The sequence below is a fragment of the Halosimplex rubrum genome (assembly GCF_013415885.1).
Taxonomy (GTDB): Archaea; Halobacteriota; Halobacteria; order Halobacteriales; family Haloarculaceae; genus Halosimplex; species Halosimplex rubrum.
Window position 1 is genome coordinate 3,702,188 of record NZ_CP058910.1, and the last position, 19,549, is coordinate 3,721,736.

20 protein-coding genes are annotated in these 19,549 nt (G+C 69.7%); 9 read left to right on the top strand and 11 right to left on the bottom strand.

Annotated features, from left to right (window positions below; translation table 11 throughout):
* Positions 1-6: 6 nt before the first annotated feature.
* The 4 genes from solA to HZS55_RS18490 form a co-directional block, all read right to left on the bottom strand.
* Positions 7-1,140 (bottom strand): N-methyl-L-tryptophan oxidase, encoded by a 1,134-nt coding sequence (gene solA / locus HZS55_RS18475; RefSeq protein WP_179909024.1) that lies wholly within the window; start codon positions 1,138-1,140, stop codon positions 7-9.
* 87 nt (positions 1,141-1,227) lie between these two features.
* Complete coding sequence (locus tag HZS55_RS18480; RefSeq protein ID WP_179909025.1) at positions 1,228-3,219, bottom strand: AMP-dependent synthetase/ligase; 1,992 nt, start codon at positions 3,217-3,219, stop codon at positions 1,228-1,230.
* A 713-nt stretch (positions 3,220-3,932) separates the two neighbouring features.
* Positions 3,933-4,718, bottom strand: coding sequence for an ABC transporter permease subunit (locus HZS55_RS18485; protein ID WP_179909026.1), 786 nt, complete (start codon positions 4,716-4,718; stop codon positions 3,933-3,935).
* Complete coding sequence (locus HZS55_RS18490; RefSeq protein ID WP_179909027.1) at positions 4,711-5,628, bottom strand: ABC transporter ATP-binding protein; 918 nt, start codon at positions 5,626-5,628, stop codon at positions 4,711-4,713. Before HZS55_RS18490 ends, HZS55_RS18485 begins: the two co-directional genes overlap by 8 nt.
* Before the next feature lie 96 nt (positions 5,629-5,724).
* Here HZS55_RS18490 and HZS55_RS18495 point away from each other — a divergent pair, with 96 nt between their 5' ends.
* The 7 genes from HZS55_RS18495 to HZS55_RS18525 all read left to right on the top strand — a co-directional run bounded on the left by HZS55_RS18495 (position 5,725) and on the right by HZS55_RS18525 (position 11,504).
* A complete protein-coding gene (locus HZS55_RS18495) occupies positions 5,725-6,363 on the top strand; it encodes a TetR/AcrR family transcriptional regulator (protein WP_179909028.1) in 639 nt (212 codons plus the stop codon).
* Positions 6,364-6,625: 262 nt separating this feature from the next.
* Entirely contained in the window at positions 6,626-7,180 is a 555-nt protein-coding gene (locus HZS55_RS18500; protein WP_179909029.1) for a hypothetical protein, read from the top strand.
* Positions 7,181-7,245: 65 nt separating this feature from the next.
* Positions 7,246-8,133, top strand: coding sequence for an NOP5/NOP56 family protein (locus tag HZS55_RS18505; RefSeq protein ID WP_179909030.1), 888 nt, complete (start codon positions 7,246-7,248; stop codon positions 8,131-8,133).
* The gene (locus HZS55_RS18510; RefSeq protein ID WP_179909031.1) at positions 8,130-8,759 is read left to right on the top strand and encodes a fibrillarin-like rRNA/tRNA 2'-O-methyltransferase; all 630 of its coding nucleotides are present in this window, start codon (positions 8,130-8,132) and stop codon (positions 8,757-8,759) included. Before HZS55_RS18505 ends, HZS55_RS18510 begins: the two co-directional genes overlap by 4 nt.
* 256 nt (positions 8,760-9,015) lie before the next feature.
* Positions 9,016-10,098: a glutamate--cysteine ligase gene (locus HZS55_RS18515; RefSeq protein WP_179909032.1), complete on the top strand. Its 1,083-nt coding sequence runs from the start codon at positions 9,016-9,018 to the stop codon at positions 10,096-10,098.
* Between the two features lie 98 nt (positions 10,099-10,196).
* A complete protein-coding gene (locus HZS55_RS18520; protein WP_179909033.1) occupies positions 10,197-10,853 on the top strand; it encodes a winged helix-turn-helix domain-containing protein in 657 nt (218 codons plus the stop codon).
* An 84-nt stretch (positions 10,854-10,937) separates the two neighbouring features.
* Positions 10,938-11,504 (top strand): phosphopantetheine adenylyltransferase, encoded by a 567-nt coding sequence (locus tag HZS55_RS18525; RefSeq protein WP_179909034.1) that lies wholly within the window; start codon positions 10,938-10,940, stop codon positions 11,502-11,504.
* 39 nt (positions 11,505-11,543) lie between these two features.
* Here the strand turns inward: HZS55_RS18525 and HZS55_RS18530 are convergent, their stop codons facing one another.
* The 4 genes from HZS55_RS18530 to HZS55_RS18545 all read right to left on the bottom strand — a co-directional run bounded on the left by HZS55_RS18530 (position 11,544) and on the right by HZS55_RS18545 (position 15,900).
* Positions 11,544-11,852 (bottom strand): cyclin family protein, encoded by a 309-nt coding sequence (locus HZS55_RS18530; protein WP_179909035.1) that lies wholly within the window; start codon positions 11,850-11,852, stop codon positions 11,544-11,546.
* 264 nt (positions 11,853-12,116) lie between these two features.
* Positions 12,117-12,878 carry a metallophosphoesterase gene (locus tag HZS55_RS18535; protein WP_179909036.1) on the bottom strand — a complete coding sequence of 254 codons (762 nt, stop codon included), beginning with the start codon at positions 12,876-12,878 and terminating at the stop codon, positions 12,117-12,119.
* Entirely contained in the window at positions 12,878-14,632 is a 1,755-nt protein-coding gene (locus HZS55_RS18540) for a hypothetical protein (protein ID WP_179909037.1), read from the bottom strand. The genes HZS55_RS18535 and HZS55_RS18540 overlap by 1 nt, the downstream gene beginning before the upstream one ends.
* Positions 14,629-15,900, bottom strand: a complete 1,272-nt coding sequence (locus HZS55_RS18545) for a Single-stranded DNA binding protein (protein WP_179909038.1) — start codon at positions 15,898-15,900, stop codon at positions 14,629-14,631. Before HZS55_RS18545 ends, HZS55_RS18540 begins: the two co-directional genes overlap by 4 nt.
* Positions 15,901-16,053: 153 nt before the next feature.
* On the opposite strand from HZS55_RS18545, the gene HZS55_RS18550 reads away from it, so the two are divergent.
* A complete protein-coding gene (locus HZS55_RS18550) occupies positions 16,054-16,716 on the top strand; it encodes a 2,5-diamino-6-(ribosylamino)-4(3H)-pyrimidinone 5'-phosphate reductase (protein ID WP_179909039.1) in 663 nt (220 codons plus the stop codon).
* Between the two features lie 47 nt (positions 16,717-16,763).
* On the opposite strand, the gene HZS55_RS18555 is transcribed toward HZS55_RS18550, so the two are convergent.
* The 3 genes from HZS55_RS18555 to HZS55_RS18565 all read right to left on the bottom strand — a co-directional run bounded on the left by HZS55_RS18555 (position 16,764) and on the right by HZS55_RS18565 (position 19,017).
* Positions 16,764-17,054 carry a DUF7545 family protein gene (locus HZS55_RS18555; protein ID WP_179909040.1) on the bottom strand — a complete coding sequence of 97 codons (291 nt, stop codon included), beginning with the start codon at positions 17,052-17,054 and terminating at the stop codon, positions 16,764-16,766.
* Positions 17,055-17,137: 83 nt separating this feature from the next.
* Complete coding sequence (locus HZS55_RS18560) at positions 17,138-18,196, bottom strand: NAD(P)/FAD-dependent oxidoreductase (RefSeq protein ID WP_179909041.1); 1,059 nt, start codon at positions 18,194-18,196, stop codon at positions 17,138-17,140.
* Positions 18,197-18,312: 116 nt separating this feature from the next.
* Complete coding sequence (locus HZS55_RS18565) at positions 18,313-19,017, bottom strand: DUF2270 domain-containing protein (RefSeq protein ID WP_179909042.1); 705 nt, start codon at positions 19,015-19,017, stop codon at positions 18,313-18,315.
* 156 nt (positions 19,018-19,173) lie between these two features.
* Here HZS55_RS18565 and HZS55_RS18570 point away from each other — a divergent pair, with 156 nt between their 5' ends.
* Positions 19,174-19,458, top strand: coding sequence for a DUF357 domain-containing protein (locus HZS55_RS18570; RefSeq protein ID WP_179909043.1), 285 nt, complete (start codon positions 19,174-19,176; stop codon positions 19,456-19,458).
* The last annotated feature ends 91 nt before the right edge of the window (positions 19,459-19,549 follow it).

The following is a 19,549-nucleotide window of genomic DNA, read 5'->3' on the forward strand; positions in this document are numbered from 1 at the left end:
ATTGTGTCACTCGAACCGGCCGAGGGCGTATCCGGACACGTCGAAGTCGGTCCCGCCGTCGAGCGCGAGGTCGGCCAGGATCTCGCCGAGGACGGGCGCGAACTTGTAGCCCCGTCCGGACAGTCCGGCCGCGACCGCGACGCGCCCGTCGGCGAGCGTGTCGAGGAGGAACCGCCCGTCCGGCGAATCGGTGACCAGTCCGGTCGAGAGCCGCAGCGTCGACCCGGCGGCGCCGGGGACGTACTCGTCGGCGAACGCCCGCAGCGGCCGCTCGTCGGCCTGGGTCGGCTCGGAGAGCGCGTCCGGCGCGGTCGGTCTGAAGTCCGCTCGCCCGAACTTCATCCCCGGCAGATCCGGGCCGGGCAGGCCGTAGAAGTTCTCGCCGTCGACGGTCGCGACGAACGGCGGCAGGCGGTCGTCGGCGAGCGAGGCCGAGCGGTCGCCGCTCGGGGCGAACCAGGCGGTCGCGTGGCGGCAGGGTTCGAGCAGGCCGTCGAGGGCGTCGACCGCCTGTGCCGCCCAGGCGCCGGCGGTCACGACCAGCCGGTCGGCGCGGTAGGTGTCGCGGTCGGTGTCGACGCGGACGCCGCCGTCGACCGTGTCCCAGTCGACGACTCGCTCGCGCGCCCGGACCGTGGCGCCCGCGTCGAGCGCCGCGGCGACGTGGGCGACGACGCCGCGTTCCGACGCGACGACCGCGCCGTCGGGCTGGTAGAGCGCCTCTGCGTCCTCAGGGAAGTCGTAGCCGGGGAACCGTTCGGCGAGGTCGGCGCCCGACAGCGACTCGTGGTCGAGGCCGTGCCGTTCGCAGGCCCGACGGGCGCTCGCGACGGGGTCGTCGCCGCCGACGGCGACGGCCAGCGACCCCGTCTCGGTCAGCAGGTCGCGACCGGTCCGGGCTTCGAGCGCGCGCCACGAGTCGTGGGCGCGGTCGGCCAGCGCCATCGTCGTCGACTCGCCGTCGAGCAACCGCTGCAACAGTCGCGTCCGGCCGTGCGAGGAGCCCCGGCCGTGGGGCACGTCGAAGCGTTCGATGCCGAGAACCGAGGCGCCGCGGCGGGCGAGGTGATACGTCGCCGCGCTCCCGACGCCACCGACCCCCAGGACGATCGCGTCGTATCGCCCGCCGCTCGGTGTCATGTCGACTTCTGGGTGGCCATCAGGCAAAGCCATTACGTCATCCGGACGGCTCGCGGTCGGTCCCGGCACCGAACGGGACCGTCGGGGTCACTCGGCGGCCACGGTGGCGCGCTCCTCGTAGATCCGCTCGATCGCGTCGTCGTGGACGTGGCGAATGTTCCGACGCTTCTTCTTCATCGAGGGAGTCAGCAGGTCGTTCTCGGCGGTCCACTCCCAGGAGACGAGTTCGAACGCCTTGATCCGCTCGACGCGTTCCAGCTCGGCGTTGACCTCGTCGACGGCCTCCCCGACCCACTCGCGGACGCGCTCGTCGCGACAGACCGCCTCGTCGTCGTCGGGCAGGTCGATCCCCTCGCGGTCGGCCCATCGCCGGACCGCCTCGAAGTTCGGAACCACGACCGCCCCGATGAACTTGCGGTCGTCGCCGACCACCATCACCTGGTCGACGCGGTCGCTCGTCGCGAACCGGTCCTCGATGGGTTCCGGCGCGACGTTCTTCCCCGTCGAGAGGACGATCAGCTGTTTCAGCCGGTCCTTGTACCGGAGGTACCCTTCGGGCGTGATCTCGACGATGTCGCCGGTCAGGAAGTAGCCGTCCTCGGTGAAGGTCGCGTCCGTCTCGGCGGGCGCGTTCCAGTAGCCGTCGGTGACGTTCGGACCCGTCACTTCGAGTTCGCCGACCGTCCCCTCCGCCTCGGGGAACTGGTCGTCGCCGACCGCCGACTCGTCGAGGCGGGCGTCGACGTCGGTCACCGGCGGCCCCATCGTCCCCGGTCGGATGTCCTCGGTGGGGTTCACGGAGAGGACCGGCGCCGTCTCGGTCAGGCCGTAGCCCTCGACGACGGGGATCCCCATCCCGAGGAACATCTCCGCGAGTTCCCGACTGAGGCTGCCGCCGCCGCTGACGAGGAACTCCACCTCGCCGCCCATGCGCTCGCGGACCGTCGAGTAGACCAGCCGGTCGGCGGCCGCGCGCTTGGCCCGGAGAGCGACCCCGGGGTCGTCTGCGCGGGCGTAGTCGCGCGCGACGCCGACGGCCCACTCGAAGATCCGCTGTTTGGCCGCCGAGTCGCTGGCCTGCTCGCGCATGTTGTCGAAGATCCGCTCGTAGACGCGCGGAACGCTCGCGCCGGTCGTGGGGCTGAGCAACTGCAGGTCCTCGGGGAGCGTGTCGGGGCTCTCGGCGTACCCCACCGTCGCACCGGACGCGAACATCAGGAAGTGGCCGGCCAGCCGCTCGAAGACGTGCGCGAGCGGGAGGAACGAGATGGTCCGCGAGTTCTCGTCGAGGACCGGCGTCTCGCCCTTGTCGGGTCTGGGACCCATCCGCTTGCGGCACTGGTTGACGTTCGCACGGAAGTTGCGGTGGGTGAGCCTGACACCCTTCGGCTGGCCCGTCGTCCCCGAGGTGTAGATGATGCTCGCAAGGTCGTCGGGGTCGCGCTCGTCGATCCACTCCCGGTACGTGTCGGCGTCGAAGGCCTCGTCGCCGCGTTCGTACAGGGCCGCCATCGTCAGCGCGTCCTCGCGATCGGCGGCCGGGCCGTCCGGGGCGGTCTCGTCCATCACGACCGAGAAGGAGAGATCGAGGTCCTCGTCGACCTCGTGGACGCGTTCCAGCAGCGACTCGTCGCCGACGACGACGCCGGTCGCGTCGGGGTCGTCGATCAGGTACTTCACCTGCTTCGGCGAGGAGTCGGTGTAGACGGTCGTCACGACGCCGCCGGCGGCGAGGACGGCGAAGTCGGTCAGCGCCCACTCCATGCGGGTGTCGGCGAAGACGGCGACCCGGTCACCCGCTTCCAGCCCGAGCGCCCGGAAGCCGGCGGCCAGCCGCCGGACGACCGCGCGCATCTCCTCGTAGGAGATGTCGGTGAACTCGCCGTCCGGCGCCTCCGGGATCGCTTCGGGCGTCAGCGACCGCTCGTAGACGCCGCCCTTGTAGCGCTGGGCCGGCGCCGACCCGTACCGATCGGCGGCGGCCTCAAACATCGACGGCAGCGTGTCCGTCCCGACGACCTCGTCGGTGTAGGTCTGCTCCGCGGCCCACCACTGGCCCGCGGGCTCAGGAGAAGCCATGGCACGCCGTAGGTCTCGATGCATGATATATGTTATCGAACCCGGGACCGACTATCGCCCGTTGAACTATCACAAACGATCGAGATGTTCCCGGCGGGCGAGTAGCCGTCGACGCGGACGCGGCCCGGGCGTCGATACCGGCCGCCTCGATTGCCACCGCCCCCGTCGTCCCGGGCCAGGACGCTCGGTCCGATAGACAGCGTGTCCCGGGCGATTCCCGCGTCAGCCCGAACCGCTGCGGACGAGGAGGCACAACGGGAGGCGAGCGGTCGGTCGGTGCTCGGGCCGCTGCCGTGCCGGTCGAACCGAAATCTGCGGGCGGGCGTCTACCGCCTCGATCCCGTCCAATCGCCGTGTCAGTCAGTGCAGTCGCGGTGCCGGTCGGTGAAGTCGCGGTGCCAGTCAGGACGGTCGTCCGAGAAACCGCCGCCAGGGACGCGGACGGTGCGGCTGGAGACGGGACTGACGACCGTCGGGGAGCGCGGTTCCCGAGCGCGGAGCCGCGAGACGCGCTCGTCTATCCATGCACGCATTCCTGTCTCGGTTCGATCAGTTCGGCGACGCGCTCTTCGAGCGGCCAGCGCTCGCGGTCCCACGTCGCTCACAGTACAGCGGCAGTCGAGCGAGCGGCGCGATCGCAGTACCGCCGCCTCCCTCCACCGGGGCCAACAGTTCCGTGACGAGCAGTTCGTTCTCGCAGCCGACGGCGGGCGTTAGATGTCCCGGCGCTGGAACAGGACCTGGCTCGCGAGTAGCAACCCCAGGAAGACAGCGATCAGAATCCCGACGTCCATCGGTTCGTACGACCCGTCGAGGAGGATCGGCGTAGGCGAGTAGTAGTGGGTCGGACTCAGATTCTGTATCCACGCGAAGTCTTCCGCCGCACCGACGGCCGACTCGACGAGCCAGAGCACGAACACCAGTCCGATGGCCGCTCGTTCCGCGATCGCCGTCCGATCCACGAGAACGGAGAGAACAAGCCCGATCGCTGCGCAGACGAGGAGATACGGGATCGAGAGGAGGTGAGCCAACGCGAGGTGCATCGGGTCGATCGTCTCGCCGATCGCCAGGACGAGACCGTACGTGACGCCGCCCACGACCACGTTTAGCGAGATCAGCGGGAGGAGCAACGCTGCAAACTTCTCGGCGAGCAACCGGCTTCGAGAGACGGGGAACGAGAGCAATAGGTCCATCCGGTCGCTCTCGATGTCGCTCGCGATCACTCCCGCCGAGGCGTACGCGAAGTATATCCCGAGCCCCAGCAGCCACAGGAACGTATAGATCTGTCCGCCGAGCCAGCCCGCGATCGATCCGATCGACTGAATGCCGAACGCGTCTAACATCGCTGGCGGCAGCGACTCCGCGATCTGCGCGTATGCTGACGGGTCCAAGAGAGAGAAATACCAGACGATGAAGGCCACGTAGAGGCTGACGCCGACGGTCAGGACCGCTGTCCCGCGGACCCGGCGACTCATCTCGTAGGCGGTGGTCTCAAACATCGGAGCGCACCTCCCGGTCGGATTCGGCTGCGCCGTCCGCCCCGTAGTAGTGCATGAAGATGTCTTCGAGCGGCGGTTCGCTGATATCTATTTCGCGGACGTCGTGGGTCGCGAGCTCCCGGAGCAGCGCGTTGTACTCGCCGGTGTAGATGAACTGGATCCCCTCAGCGAACGCCTGCACGTCGATCACACCGTCGATCTCCGTGAGGGCCGCCCTGGCCTCGTCCGTCGTCTGGAGCTGGACCCGCTTTCCGCCCTGCCGAAGCAGCGTCTCGATATCTTCGAGGCCGACGAGCTCCCCCTCACGGAGGATGCCGACGCGGTCACACACGCGGCGGACTTCGCTCAGCACGTGCGACGAAAAGAACAGCGTCTTCCCTCGGTCGCGCTCGTTCCTGACGAACTCGTTAAACTCCTCTTGCTTGAGCGGGTCGAGGCCGGAGGTCGGCTCGTCCATAATCACGAGTTCGGGGTCGTGCATGAACGCCTGGACGATGCCGAGCATGCGCTTGTTCCCGGTCGAGTACTCGCGAATCGGCCGCTCGACCGGCGGTGTGAATATCTCGAGGAGCTCGTCCCGGCGGGACCCGCCTTTGACTGATTCGTGATAGTCGAGGACGTCTTCGCCCGTCGCTTCCTCGTCGAACCCGAGATTGGCGGGCAGGTATCCGATCCGCCGTTTCGCTTCGATGAGGGCGCCCTCGTCGTGGACATCCGCGCCGAGGACGGTCGCGCTGCCCGCCGTCGGTTCGAGTAACCCGAGAAGCGATCGGATCGTCGTCGTCTTGCCGGCGCCGTTCGGACCGAGAAAGCCGAATATCTCACCGCTCTCGACGGTGAACGAGATGGCGTCTACCGCGCGTACACTCCCGTAGTCTTTTGTCAGGGAGTCCACTTCGATCGTTGCCATACTCTACCGTGGCTCTATGACTAAATATCTATTTTGGTTATCGAGTAATAACTGAGAACCAGTTTAGTTATGAGTTTTCTATTCGTACGGAGGGCCATGCGAAAGTTCAGTGACGAGGAACGGGAACGGATACGGGAGAAACTCCTTGAAACTGCGCGCGAACTGTTGTTGAAGTTCGGGCCGACGAAGACCACGGTGAGGGATATTACCGAACCGGTGGGGATCGCCAAGCCGACGTTCTATCAGTTTTTCGACGCCAAGTCGGACCTCTACGTAGAGATATTCCAACAGGAGTTAGACGAGTTTGCGAAGACGCTGGAGTCGGAGCTGGCGGGGGTTGACGACCCCCAGGAACGGCTGGAGCAGTTTTTCCGCTGTTACGTCGAGTTCGGCGAGGGGAACGAGTTCATCCAGGAGGTGTTCATCAAACGGGACTACCGAGAGGTCCTCGGGGATGTCTCGTCTGATCAGCTTGCCGAGATAGAGCGCAAAGAGATGGAGGTCCTGGTCCCCCCTATCAGAGACATCCAGGCGCGGAGTGACGGGCCGGTCTCGGAGATGGAGCCGATGACCGTCCTCGGACTGATGGGATCGGCTCTCGGCCTCTCGATCCTCCACAAGGACGAGTACGACGAGATCAGTGCCACTCTCGACGAGATCCAGGACGGGATCTATCCTCACCTGCAGCGGGAGATGATAACGACCCTCGCGAGAGGACTCACCGTAGAGGGCTAGCGACCGGAGGACGGGACAGCTCAGAAAGGGAACCCGCTCGCCAGTGAAACCGGGGACGGGCGAGTCGGGAAGCGGCTCGCTGTTCGGCGCCGGCGTTCGACCCGGCCGGTCACCGGGGCGGCCGCTGGATGGGGCGACCGCACCGGAGTCCCGGTCGGAAGCGCCGCTCGCGCTGTCGGTCGGTGCCGCTGCGACCCGCGAGCGCCCCGCCGAGGCGGCGCGCGACTGAAGACTCTTCACCCCCCGTCGCTAACGGCCGGACATGCGCATTCACGCGGTCGTTCTCGTCGCGGCCCTGGCGCTCACCGCCGGGTGCGCCGCCATCGGGGGGCAGCCCCCCGACGCGACGGCGACCACCCCAGCGCCGACCGAGACGCGAACCGACGAGCCATGCCGGACCGACCTGCTACTGACGTCCGACGGAAACGACCACGTGACGCCGAAGCCGCTCCCCGAGGAGCGACCGGAACTGACCCCCGAAGCGGTCGCGCAGTCCGCTCGGGAGTACGAGCGGGCGTTCGCTCACAATCACGATCTCGGCGAGCGCGTACGCGAGGTGACCGTCGAGTTACAGGGAACGACCGTCAGATCGGTCGACGACGGGTTCCGCGTCCGCGTCCACGTCTGGACGCGGACGGTCGTGGACCCGCCGGCGGGGGCGACCGTCACCGAGGCGACGACCAGGGAGTCGTTTTACGACGCGCACTACTTCGTCTCCGGGGACGTCCTCCGCCGGGCCGAGACCGAGCGCCACGGGACGCTCCCGGACCCGGACCTCTCTCGGTCCGGCGTCACGCTGTCGTGCTGGGACGGGTAGGGCCGCGTGTTCGAGCCGCGGCCACACCGGCGTCCTTTTTTGGACCGGGCGGCGAACCCGCAGGCATGACCGAACACGCCGGGTGGTTCGCGGGGCTGGATCCCGGGGACACCGAAGCCGCCGCCGAGCGGGTCCGGGACGGGTCGGCGGAGTCGTCCGCCGACTGGCCGACCCTGGCCGTCGACGACGGGTTCGCCGCCGACGAGGCCGAGTACTACGAGCGCCTGCACGACGCGACGACGGCCGCCGCCCGGGCGGGCGTCCACGAGGCCGAGCGCGCGGACGACAAACAGCTCATCCACGCGGTCCGCGCGATGGACGACTGCGAGCGGACCGCAAACGAACTCGCCGAGCGGGTCGCCGAGTGGGCGGGCACCCGCTTCGAGGACGCCGACACCGGCGTCGAGTACGCCCGCGACCTGGCCGAGCGCGACGAGGAGCCCGCGGACCCGAGCGAGGCGCGACTGCTCGCGCTGGCCGAGCGGACCGCGGCGCTGGCCGACGAAGCCGACGAACTCCGGTCGTACGTCGAGGAGACGACGCCCTCGGTGGCGCCGAACCTCGCCGCGATGGCCGGCCCGGTGCTGGCGGCCCGACTGATCTCGCTGTCGGGCGGCCTCGATAGCCTGGCCAAACAGCCGTCCAGTACGGTGCAGGTCATCGGGGCCGAGGACGCGCTGTTCGCGCACCTCCGCGGGTCGGCGCCCTCTCCGAAACACGGCGTCATCTTCACCCACGAGTACGTCCGCGGCACGCGCCCGGAGAAACGCGGCTCGGCCGCGCGGGCGCTGGCGGGGAAGCTCACCATCGCCGCCCGCGTCGACCACTACAGCGGCGAGCGCAAGCCCGACCTCGACGCCGAACTCGACGAGCGCATCGCGACCGTTCGCGGGAACGCCGGGGACGGCGAGGACGACGGAGCCGCCGCGACCGGCGGAGGTGACGGCTCGTGAGCGACCTCCCGGCGGGCGTCGAGCGCCGCGCCTTCGAGGGGAGCGAGCGGCTGGCGACCCGCGGCGACCCCCACTACGGCGAACCGACCGACGGCGAGTGGCGCGCCTGGAACCCCGACCGCTCGAAGCTCGGCGCGATGCTCGAACTCGGGATGGACACCGGACTGGTCGGCGGCGAGACGGTCCTCTACCTGGGCGCGGCCTCCGGGACGACCGCGAGCCACGTCGCCGACTTCGGCGGCCCGACCTACGGCGTCGAGTTCGCAGCCCGACCCGTTCGGGACCTGCTCGACGCCGCCGAACCGCGGGGCAACCTCTTTCCCCTGCTGAAGGACGCGCGCAAGCCCGAGACGTACGCCCACGTCGTCGAGCCGGTCGACGCCATCGTGCAGGACGTGGCGACGCGAGGGCAGGCGAAGGTCGCGACGGCGAACGCGGAGTTCCTCCGGGAGGACGGCCGGCTCCTGCTCGCGGTCAAGGCCCGCAGCGAGGACGTGACCCGCGACCCCGCCGACGTGTTCGACGACGCCCTCGACGACCTCGAATCGGCCTACGAGGTGCTCGAAACGCGGCGGCTGACCCCGCACCACGACGACCACCTCGGCGTGGTCGCGACGCCGCGCTGAGCGGGCTGGCGAGCGGGTACCCCGGACGCCGACACCGGAGGTGTTATCCGTCGGGGAGGGGTTGGTTTCGGTAGACGGCACGGTCAGCGGCACCTTTCGGCTCGCGTGGTCTCCACGTGGGCTCACGCCGACTGCCCTAAACCGTCTCTCTAACACCGCCGAGCGGTTGCGCTGGCGGTGTTCGAGGGACGGACGCGCCGGCGCGGGCGTGCCGGGAAGGGAAATTTTTAGCGCCGTCGTCCCCTCGTACGGAGCGATGGACCGGGGCTCGCGCGAGGCGTTCAGTCGGATGGGGACGATCGGCATCGAAGAGGAGTACTACGTCGTCGACGAGGACGGCCGGCTCACCTCGGGCACCGACGAACTCGTCTACGAGTCCGACCCGCCCGAGATCCTGGAAGGCCGGCTCGACCACGAGCTGTTCAAGTGCGTCATCGAGTCCCAGACGCCGGTCATCGAGCGGCCGGCCGACGCCCGCGAGCACCTGCTTTCGGTCCGCGAGGCGCTCGTCGACCACGCCACCGCTCACGGTTTCGATATCGCCGCCGCCGGTCTCCACCCGCTCGCGAAGTGGCGCGAGCTCGAACACGCCGAGAAACCACGGTACCGGGCGCAACTCGACCGGATCCAGTACCCACAGCACCGCAACACGACGGCGGGACTGCACGTCCACGTCGGCGTCGACGACGCGGACAAGGCGGTGTGGATCGCCAACGAACTCCGCTGGCACCTCCCGGTGATGCTGGCGCTGTCGGCGAACTCGCCGTACTGGAACGGCTTCGACACCGGCCTCGAGTCCGCCCGGGCGAAGATCTTCGAGGCGCTCCCGAACACCGGGATGCCCACCGCATTCGACGACTACGACGCCTTCGACGACTACGAGCGGCGGATGCTGGAGACGAACAGCATCGACGACCGCGGAGAGCTCTGGTTCGACGTGCGTCCTCACTCCGGTCACGGCACCGTCGAAGTCCGAACGCCGGACGGCCAGGCCGACCCCGACGTAGTGCTCGCGTTCGTCGAGTACACCCACGCGCTCGTCGAGGACCTGGCCGCCCGCTACGAGGACGGCGAGTCCGGCACCGACGTTCGTCGGGAGCTGTACGACGAGCACAAGTGGCGCGCGATGCGTCACGGCCACGACGCCGCCCTGCTGGACCGGTCGTTCGAGTCGACGGTCGGTCTGGGCGAGGTCGTCGACCGCGAGGCCGAACGGCTCGGTATCTCGGGCATCCGCGAAGTCTACGACGCCGAGAGCGGCGCCGAGCGCCAGCGCCGCCTTCGCGAGGAGGCGGGCGTCGACGCGCTCTGTGACTCGCTGCGGCTGCGCTACGAGTGAGCGACGGAAAGCGGAGCGCTGTCCGGCGATTTCGCGCGTGTGAGAACGTCGGCAAGATTTTTACCCGGCTGGGGCTTTCGTCCTCGTAGAGGCGACGTATGTCTACAGACGATCCTACCGACGACAGCGAGGGGACCGACGAGCCCGACGTGGACCCACAAGAGGGTGGAAACGTCCGCGAACGGCTGGAACAGGAGGCCGACAAGGCGGTCACGGGCTTCGACGAGGGGATCGTGGACATGCTCTCGTGGGTGCTGGAGACCGAGACGCGGGCGCGCATCTACGTCTATCTCCGCCAGAACCCCGACAGCACCAGCGACGAGATCGCCGAGGGCACGGGGCTGTACCCGAGTACGGTCCGCGAAGCGCTCGCGGAGCTCCACGACGAGGGGAAAGTCACCAGGGGGAAACGCGAGAACGACGGCGCCGGCAACAACCCCTACGAGTACGCGGCGATGGCGCCGAGCGAACTCGTCGGCAACGTCGTCGACGACGTGCAGGAGGAACTCAACACGGTCTTCAACCTCGACGAGATCCTCGGCAGCGACGACGACCACCCGACCGTCGACTCCGAACCCGTGACCATCACCGTCGAGGACGACCCCGGAGCGGACGAGGGGAGTGACGCGGACGACGGCGCGGCCGACGAGTGGGGGTCCGCGGAGGACGACGACGCGGACGAACCGTCGGGCGACGCGGGCGACGACACGGACGAGTCGGTCGACGCGGGCGACGACGCGAGCGGTGACGAGTAAGACCGGGAGACCAGTTCTATCGCGTCGTAGCGGCGGGCACCGAAAGCCGAAGGCACTTTACCGGCCTGGCCCGACTGAGCCAGTATGAAGGTCGCGCTGGGTGGAACCTTCGACCCGGTCCACGACGGACACCGCGCGCTGTTCAGGCGCGCCTTCGAACTGGGCGACGCGACGGTCGGCCTGACGAGCGACGACCTGGCCCCGAAGACCCGTCGCGAGGACCGCTACGTCCGCCCGTACGACCGGCGCCACCGCGACCTCGACGCCGAACTCGCCCGGCTGGCCGACGAGTACGACCGCGACTACGAGATCCGAAAGATCGACGACCCGACGGGCTTCGCCCCCGAACCGCAGTTCGACGCCATCGTCGTCTCCCCCGAGACGGAGACCGGCGGCAAACGCATCAACGAGATCCGCCGCGACGACGGCGTCGAACCGCTCGACATCGAGGTCGTCGACCACGTCTACGCCGAGGACGGCGAGATCATCTCCAGCACCCGCATCGTCCGCGGCGAGATCGACGAACACGGCGAGCTCACCCCGGACCGCACCGGCCGCGACGCCCCCGGTGAGACCGAGATCGAGACCGCGAGCGACGCCGCCGACGCGTCGGCCGACGGCGGTCCGGAAGCCGAAGCCGACGACGCCTGATCCCGCGCCGAACTCCGACCGGATACCGCCGATCCCGAGCTACCAGCGCGGCGCGTCCAGCCCCTGGCTCTCCAGCATCTCCTCGTAGCGCTTGGAGATCGTGAGCCGGGACACGTCCGCGACCTCGGCGACGCGCTGCTGACTGCGGCTGTCACCCTCGACGAGGCCGGCGACGTAGACGCTCGTCGCGAGGACGGCCCGCTTCGATCGGTCGGTCTCGGGAACGTTCGAGAGGAAGAGGTCCGCGGCGCGCGACCGGGCGGCCTCCTCCATGTCGAGCCGCTCGGCCGTCGCCTCGACCTCGTCGAGCCACTCGCTGTTCTCCACCTGGTCGCGCGCGCTGTACATCACCACGGGGTACGGGTTCGGGATATATAAATACACGACGAGGCCGGGACCGATCGGTTCGGGTTGCGGGTTGATCACCGGTATCCGCGCCGAGCGGAGCGAGGCGCGGTTCACTGAACCCGAACGAAGTGAGGGTTCAGCCTTTTTCACCCATGTTTTTCGAGGAGCCCTCCCGCAGCGAGCGCAGCGAGCGAGGAAGGGCGACGATGAAAAAGATGGCTGCACTCAGCGCGATGGACCACACCCGGTCGTCACGCCGGCGATTCAGACCCGGCGGTAGTCGCCCAGTCGCGTGCCGTCGAGGAGGTACGCCTCGCCGTCGACGAGGGTCTCGGGGAGGAACGGGGCGAGGAAGTCCTGGCCGGCGACGTTGACCCAGGTGCCGCCCGACAGGTCGTTGAACCCCGGGCAGACGACGAGTTCGGCGCCCGCGTCGATATCGAGGCCGTCGCCGTGGAACTCGCGGAACGGTTCCGGACCGAGGTCGCCGCGGAGCCACACCCGCTCGACGCGCGCGCCGCCGACCTCGTCTTCGAGGCGGACGACCGGGTGTTCGTGGGCGACGCAGACGATATCGGCGGCGAGCACGTCCGGGCTCGGCCAGGTGTGGCCGTGGGCGAAGCCGACCTCGCCGATGCGGACGCCGTGGCCGGGCGTGACCGCGACGGACTGGTCGACCCGCTCCAGGACCGAGTCGGTGTCGCCGTCGTGGTTGCCCTTGACGAGCGTGACCGGCAGGTCGGCGGGGAGCGCGTCGAACAGCGCGAGGATCTCCGCGCGTTCCTCGCGGCCGGGGTCGCCGATGGCGTGGCCCAGATCCCCGAGGAAGAGGAGCCGGTCCGGCCGTTCTCGCTCGACGAGCGCGCGCAGCGACTCGCGGCGGTCGGGCGCGTGGTCCGGGAGTTCGACGCCGTCGCGGCGCAGGCCGGCCTCGATGCCGGCGTGGAAGTCGGCGACGACGAGTGCCCGCTCGCCGTCGCAGGTCGCGACCGCCGCGGGCTCGCCGGGGATCGGTTCGACGCCCATCAGATCGGCTTGTACACGTCGTCCTCGGGCTCGTAGCAGCGGCCGCCCATAAGCGCGTCCTGGATGGCCTCGCGCACTTCCTCGTCGGCGGCGCCGGTCCGGGCGGTCACCGCGTCGACGATCTCGTCGGCGTGGGCGCCGTCGCCGTCGTCGTGTTCGGCCATCGCGTCCATCACCGCGTCCTCGACATCCACGTCCTCGGCCGGTTCGGCGCCCTCGGCGGATTCGCCGGGTTCGGTCGCCGGCTCCGACTCGGACTCGACGGACCCGGTCTCCGAGCCGGACTCCGCGGACCCGGTCGCCGAGCCGGTGTCGGCCGGCTGCTCGGTCGGCTCCGGCTCCGGTTCGCTCGCTTCGCTCCCGGCGTCGGCCGCTGCACTCGCGGACCCGTCGGCTCCGGCCTCCGCTTCGGCCTCGGCCAGTTCCTCGGGGTCGGGCGTCTCGATGCCGGCCTCGCCGGGTTCGTCGACCTCGTTGCCGCTCGTGAAGCCGGTCCCGTACTCCTCCTCGATCTCCTCGCGCTCCTCGTCGTCGAGCTCGAACTCGCCGGGGTCGAAGTCGTCGAGGTCCTCGCCGCTCGCGGCGTCGGCGCCCGCGTCGGGCGAGTCCGCGCCAGTGTCGGGGGCGTCGGTCCCGGTACCGCCTTCGGCGGCGGTCGCGGCGGGTTCGGCCTCGACGGCCGCGGGCTCGTCCGACGCCGACTCCGACGGCTCTACGCCGGAGTCGGTCGCCGACTCTCCGGCGGTGGACTCGGTCTCCTCGGCCGACGGCTCGCTCGATGCCGCGGGTTCCGGTTCGCTCTGCTCAGCCGATTCCGGCGACGCCGACTCGGTGTCGGATTCGGATTCGGATTCGGATACGGATTCGGCCTCGGTCGCCGACCCGGTGTTCGCGTCGGCGGTCGCGGACCCGTCGGCCGCGGTCTCGGTCTCGGCGGTCGCGGTGTCGTCGCTCGCGGTCGCGCGGTCGTCGCTCCCGCCGCCGAGAGCGGTGGTCTCGCCGCCGACGCTCGCGGCCACGTCGAGGGCGGCCAGCGTCGCCGGGTCGGCGTCGCCGGGCGCGCCCGGCGACGCGGAGTGGGCGTCGACCTCCTCGCGCTCGCCCGCGACGACTTCCAGCGCCTGGACGGCCGTGTCCCGCACCGCGTCGAGATAGGCCGCGGTCGTGCCGTAGTGGCCGATGGCGAGCGGGATCCCCGCCGCCAGCCCGGTGTCGACGCCCTCGGCTTCCAGCGCGGCGCGGAGTTCGTCGCCCCGTTCCTCCCGAGAGAGGGCGCCGGCCATCGTCCGCACGCGGTCGAGCGTCTGCCGGGCGGTGCCGACCGTCCAGCGGTCTCGGGTCTCGGCGTCGACCTCGTTGACGTTCTCCGGCCGGATCGAGGTGTAGGTCACGTCCGAGTCGTCGGGCTGGAAGGTGCGGGCCTTCCCGGTGACTGCGACGAACATCGGCGGCTGGGCCTTGTCGAAGAAGGCCTGCGCCTCGGGCTGATACTGGCCGGCGTAGACGACGAACGCGCCCGTCGGATCGACGATGCGGGCGCGGAGCACGTCCTCGCTCGCGTTCTCGACCTCGGTGAGGACGCCGACGACGAACAGCCGGTTGACGCGGCCGCCCGTCGGCGAGACGACGTAGTTCGGGGCCCGTTCCTCGTCGCTCTCGGAGTAGGAGAAGTCGGCGTCCTCGAACTCCGCGGCAAACAGGCGGTAGGCGACCTCGCGCCGTCCCGCGCCGCCCTGGTCTTCCGATCCGCTCATGACCGGACCTCCGCGAGGAGGTCGCTGGCGCGACTCGCGGGGTCGTCGCCGGTCTCGTCGAACGAGCGGGCGTTGCAGTTGGCGCCGTACTCGTCGACCGACAGCGACCCGCGGACGCGGAACTCCCGACCGACGAGCGTCTCGCGGATGTCGTCGGCGACGGCCTCCTGGTCCATCTCCTCGCGGGCGTGCTCTTTGGCGGCCTCGATGCCGCCGCCGTAGATCCCCTCCGTGAGTTCGTCGTCGAGGATCGCGGTCACGGTTCCGGTGCCGTCGTCGAGGATGGCCTTGATACGCAGGTCGTCGACGCCGTCGACGGCGCCGTGGGTCCGACACTGGCCGTTCTGCACGACGCGGCCGCACTCGGGACAGCGCTCGATGAGGCCGGAGCCGTCCCGCACCGCGATGACGTTGCCGACCAGTTCCACGTCGAACAGGCCGCCCGATTCGATGGCGTCGCGGATCGCCAGGCGGGGCGCTTCGTCGGTCGCCTCGACGGTCCGGTCCAGCGGCGCGACGGTCGTGAACTCCGAGACGTTCACCGAGGGCGCGCCGCGGAACTCGCGGACGAACACGTCCTCCAGCCGGATCGAGGCGCCCTCGGTGATCCCCTCGTGGGGCTCCCAGTCGGTGAAGGGCAGCCGCGTCGTCTCGTCGGCGAGGATGCCGCTGAGGATCTCCGTCTCGCCGTCGCGGCCGTCGATGGTCTTGGTCTCGACCTCTAACACCGTGACCTCGACGTCGATCCCGCGGTCGCCGGGTTCGAGTTCCGCGAGGCCGGCGTCGCCGCCGACCGGATGGGACACGTCGAGGTCCTCGTCGGCCAGCCCGATGGTCGTGCTCTCGCCGAGGTTGAGTTCGGGCTCGCCCTCCCACTCGCGGATGCCCGCGTTGCCGGCGGTGATGGTCTGGCCGGCCTGCAGGCCGAAGTCGTCCCACGCGGTGTAGGAGATCTTGCCGGTCTCGTCGGCGATCTCCCCCTCGAAGATGACGTGGTCGGACCCCTGGTAGCGGATCGACCGTTTGCCCACGGTGAGGACCGTTCCGGTGACGGTCACGTTCGAATCGCCGGTGGTGATCTCGGCGATGGACTTCGTCGTGGGGCCGCCCCCGCCGCCGGAGTCGTCGCCGTACTTCCGCCGGAGGCTGTCTTTGGCCTCCTCGACGGGCACGCTGTACTCCACGAGGTTCTCCAGGTCGCTTTTGACCTCCGTTTTGTCGACGCCGAGGTCGGAGGCGAGGTCCTCGGCATGATCGTCTAAGCTCATCACCGGACCTTCGGCTGGCCCCGGTAAAAATCGTTCCCGTCGGGAAACCGGGCGGCCCCGCGGCGTCGCGACCGGGACCGCGACCGCGACCGACGCGAGCGCAGCGCGACCCACATCGAAAGCGGTTTTCCCGCGAGCGCGTAGCTACGGGGTATGTACGTCGTCGTCAACGCCGCCATGAGCGCCGACGGGAAGCTGTCGACCCGCGAGCGCGAACAGGTCGAGATCAGCGGTCCCGCCGACTTCGACCGCGTCGACGCGCTGCGCGCCGAGAGCGACGCCGTCATGGTCGGCGTCGGCACGGTGCTGGCCGACGACCCCTCGCTGACCGTCGACGGCGACGCCCGCCGCGAGCGCCGTCGCGACGCCGGCAAGCCCGAGAACCCCGCCCGCATCGTCGCCGACTCCCGGGTCCGCACGCCGACCGACGCCCGCGTCCTCGACGACCGCGCCGAGACCTACCTCCTGACCAGCGAGGCCGCCCCGCAGGACTTCGTCGCCGAGATCTCCGAGGCCGGCGCCGAGGTCGTCTCGGCCGGCGAACAGCAGGTCGACCTGCCCGAGGCGCTCGCACAGCTCGAAGACCGGGGCATCGAGCGGCTGATGGTCGAGGGCGGCGGCGAGCTCATCTTCTCGCTGTTCGCGGCCGACATGGTCGACGAGCTCTCGACGTTCGTCGGCCCCGCCGTCATCGGCGGCTGGAAGGCGCCCACGCTCGCCGACGGCGACGGCTTCGTCGACGACTTCCCGGAGCTGTCGCTTCGCGACGTGGAACGCGTCGACGACGGCGTCCTGATCCGCTGGGACGTTCCCTGAGCGGGCCGATGGAGTCGCCGTTCGTAACTACCGCGCGGAGCGTCGCCTCAGTGACTGTGGCCGGTCAGTTCCGCGAACGTGCGGCCGAAGCGCTCCTCGAACAGTTCGAGGGTGAGTTCCTCGGTGTCCGCGATCTCCTCGGCGGGCTCGCCCTCGCTGTGGTGGGCGGCGCTGTGGATGCGCTGGGCCAGGCCGAACATCGCGATGTCGCCGACGACCTCCGGTGGCGACTCGTCATCGCTCTCTGCGAGCATCCCGACGAGCGCGGTCGGCACTTCGAGTTCGTCCGTGGCGTCGCCGGCTTCGATCGTCAGCGTGACCGTCTCTGATTCTGCCATGGCCTCCGTAGGGACACCCGGCATATGGGTCTGATGGAAGCGTACGCACCCCGTCAAAACCGCCCCGGGAGACCGGCGACCGTTCAGTCGTCGGCTTCGGCGGCCGCTTCGGCCTCGCCCTCGGCGGGCGCCTCGCGTTCGAGGTAGTCGTCGGCGTCCATCGCGGCCTTGCAGCCCATGCCGCCGGCGGTGATCGCCTGCTGGTAGTGGTGGTCGACCACGTCGCCGGCGGCGAACAGCCCCTCGACGCCGGTCGCGGTCTGGTCGCCGCCCTCGCCGCCGCCCCGGCTGCCCCGCGTGTTCACGTAGCCTTCCTCGTCGAGTTCGACCCCGGTGTCGTCGAGGTAGTCCGTGTTGGGCGTGTGGCCGATGGCGACGAACACGGCGCCCACGTCGAAGTCGAAGGTCTCGGTCTCGGGGTCGTCGAGCTTCTCCGACGGGCGGCCGGACTCGTTCTCGGCGAGGGTGACGTGGTCGACGCCCGCTTCCTGGGAGCCGTGGACCTCCAGCAGTTCGGTGTTTCGCATGATCTCCACGTCGCCGTCGTCGACCTTGTCCATCAGACGGTCGACCCAGTAGTCCTCGGCGCGGAACTCCTCGCGTCGGTGGACCAGGTAGACGGTGTCGGCGAAGCGGGTGAGGAAGTCGGCCTCCTCGAAGGCCGCGTCGCCGCCGCCGACGACCACCATGTCCTCGCCGCGGAAGAAGGCGCCGTCGCAGGTGGCACACGTCGAGACGCCGAAGCCCATCAGGTCGTCCTCGCCGGGGACGCCCAGGGTGCGGGCGCTCGCGCCGCTGGCGGCGATAACGGCGTCGGCCGTGTAGGTGTCGCCGGTGTTGAGGTCGACCTCGAAGGGGCGGACCTCGTCGTTCACGTCGGTGACGACGCCGTGTTCGATCTCCGCGCCGAACTGCTTGGCCTGGGCTTTCATGTCGTTGACCAGCTCGGTGCCGCCGACGCCGTCGGGGAACCCGGGGTAGTTCTCCACGTCGGTCGTCAGCGTGAGCTGTCCGCCGGGCTCGTCGCCCTCCAGCACGAGCGGATCGAGGTTCGACCGCGCCGCGTAGATGGCGGCGGTCAGCCCCGCGATGCCCGATCCCGCGATGATCAGCCGTCGGTGGTCGGCCGTCTCGGAACTCATTGCTCACCGATAGCGGAGGACGGGGTATTTACCTTGCGCTGTCGCGCCGACCGCCCGCGACGGGCGGGTAGATCGCCGGATTCGCTCGATCCGGACCGGACTCGCGTCCGCGTCCGTCACTCCTCTTTCCACTCGCCCACCCGCTCGCCGTGGACCTCGCCCTTGGCCTGGCGCTCGATCGGCCAGAGCGCGAGCGCGACGATCGCGAGGTAGAACGCCCCGAGCGCGCCCGCGACGGCGACGCCGGGGATGCCCGGGAGCTCCGCCGCCTCGGTCCAGCGGTTCTCCGGCGTGAACAGGGTGACCTTCGCCGCCCACGCGACGCCGACGACAGCGAACAACAGCCCGTAGATCCGACGGAGCCGTCGCGAGAGCGCTTCGAGGGTAGACACCTTGAACGTCGGGTAGCGCAGGTCCCGGCTCAGCTCCTCGCGCCACTCGGAGTGTTCGGCGCCCTCCGGCGAGAGCGCGTTGGCGAAGACGTTCTCCTGGACGATTCGCACTCGCGACCGGTACATGTCGTAGAACCGGTAGCGGCGCACCTCGTAGGAGAGGAACGCGGCGAGCGCCGCGACGGCGATGAGCAACAGGTACGCCGGCATCTCCGGCCCGGCGAACACGAGCGACAGCAGCGCCGCCAGGAGGGTTATCGCCCAGTTGGTCGTGCGGTCGATCCGGTCCTGAGCGCTGTTGGCCTGGCTCACCTCGCCCCGATAGAAGTGCGGGAGCGCCCCGAGGAGCGCGTCGGTGTCGTCGGCGATCTCCGCGCCGACCTCCTCGTCGCCGCGGCCGAGTCGGCTGTCGCCGTGGTCGTCGTCCATGCACCCCTTTCGGCCTCGACGACCAATACCCCTCAGAGAACGTGACCATCCGGCGAGTTCCGCGCAGTCGAACGGTCTGATCCCGGAAATCGGCGCGCCGCGTGGCGCCGGCCGACGACCGAACGCTTAGGCCCACGCCGGCACTCGGGTCCGAGTATGCCCGCCGATCTGCAGGAGAAAACCGACCGCTACGAGGGGCTGCTGGCCGAGGCGCTCGACGCCGCCGAGGTGGCACCGCCCGAGGGGACGCCGATGGCCGAGGCCGCCGCCGAGTGCGAGGAGATGGCCCGCTCGTATCTGGAGGACGGCCGCCACTTCCGCGAGTCCGACGACCCCGTCAACGCGCTTGCCTCCTTTTCCTACGGCCACGCCTGGCTCGACGCCGGCGCGCGCATCGGCCTGTTCGACGTGCCCGAGGAGGGGCATCTGTTCACGGTGTAAGCCGCCCCCGCTCGCGAATTTCATCCGTGATTTCTAGAGGTTCGAGTTTAAGTGACTCGCGAGGGTACGTGAGGTAACGACCTTCCGGGGG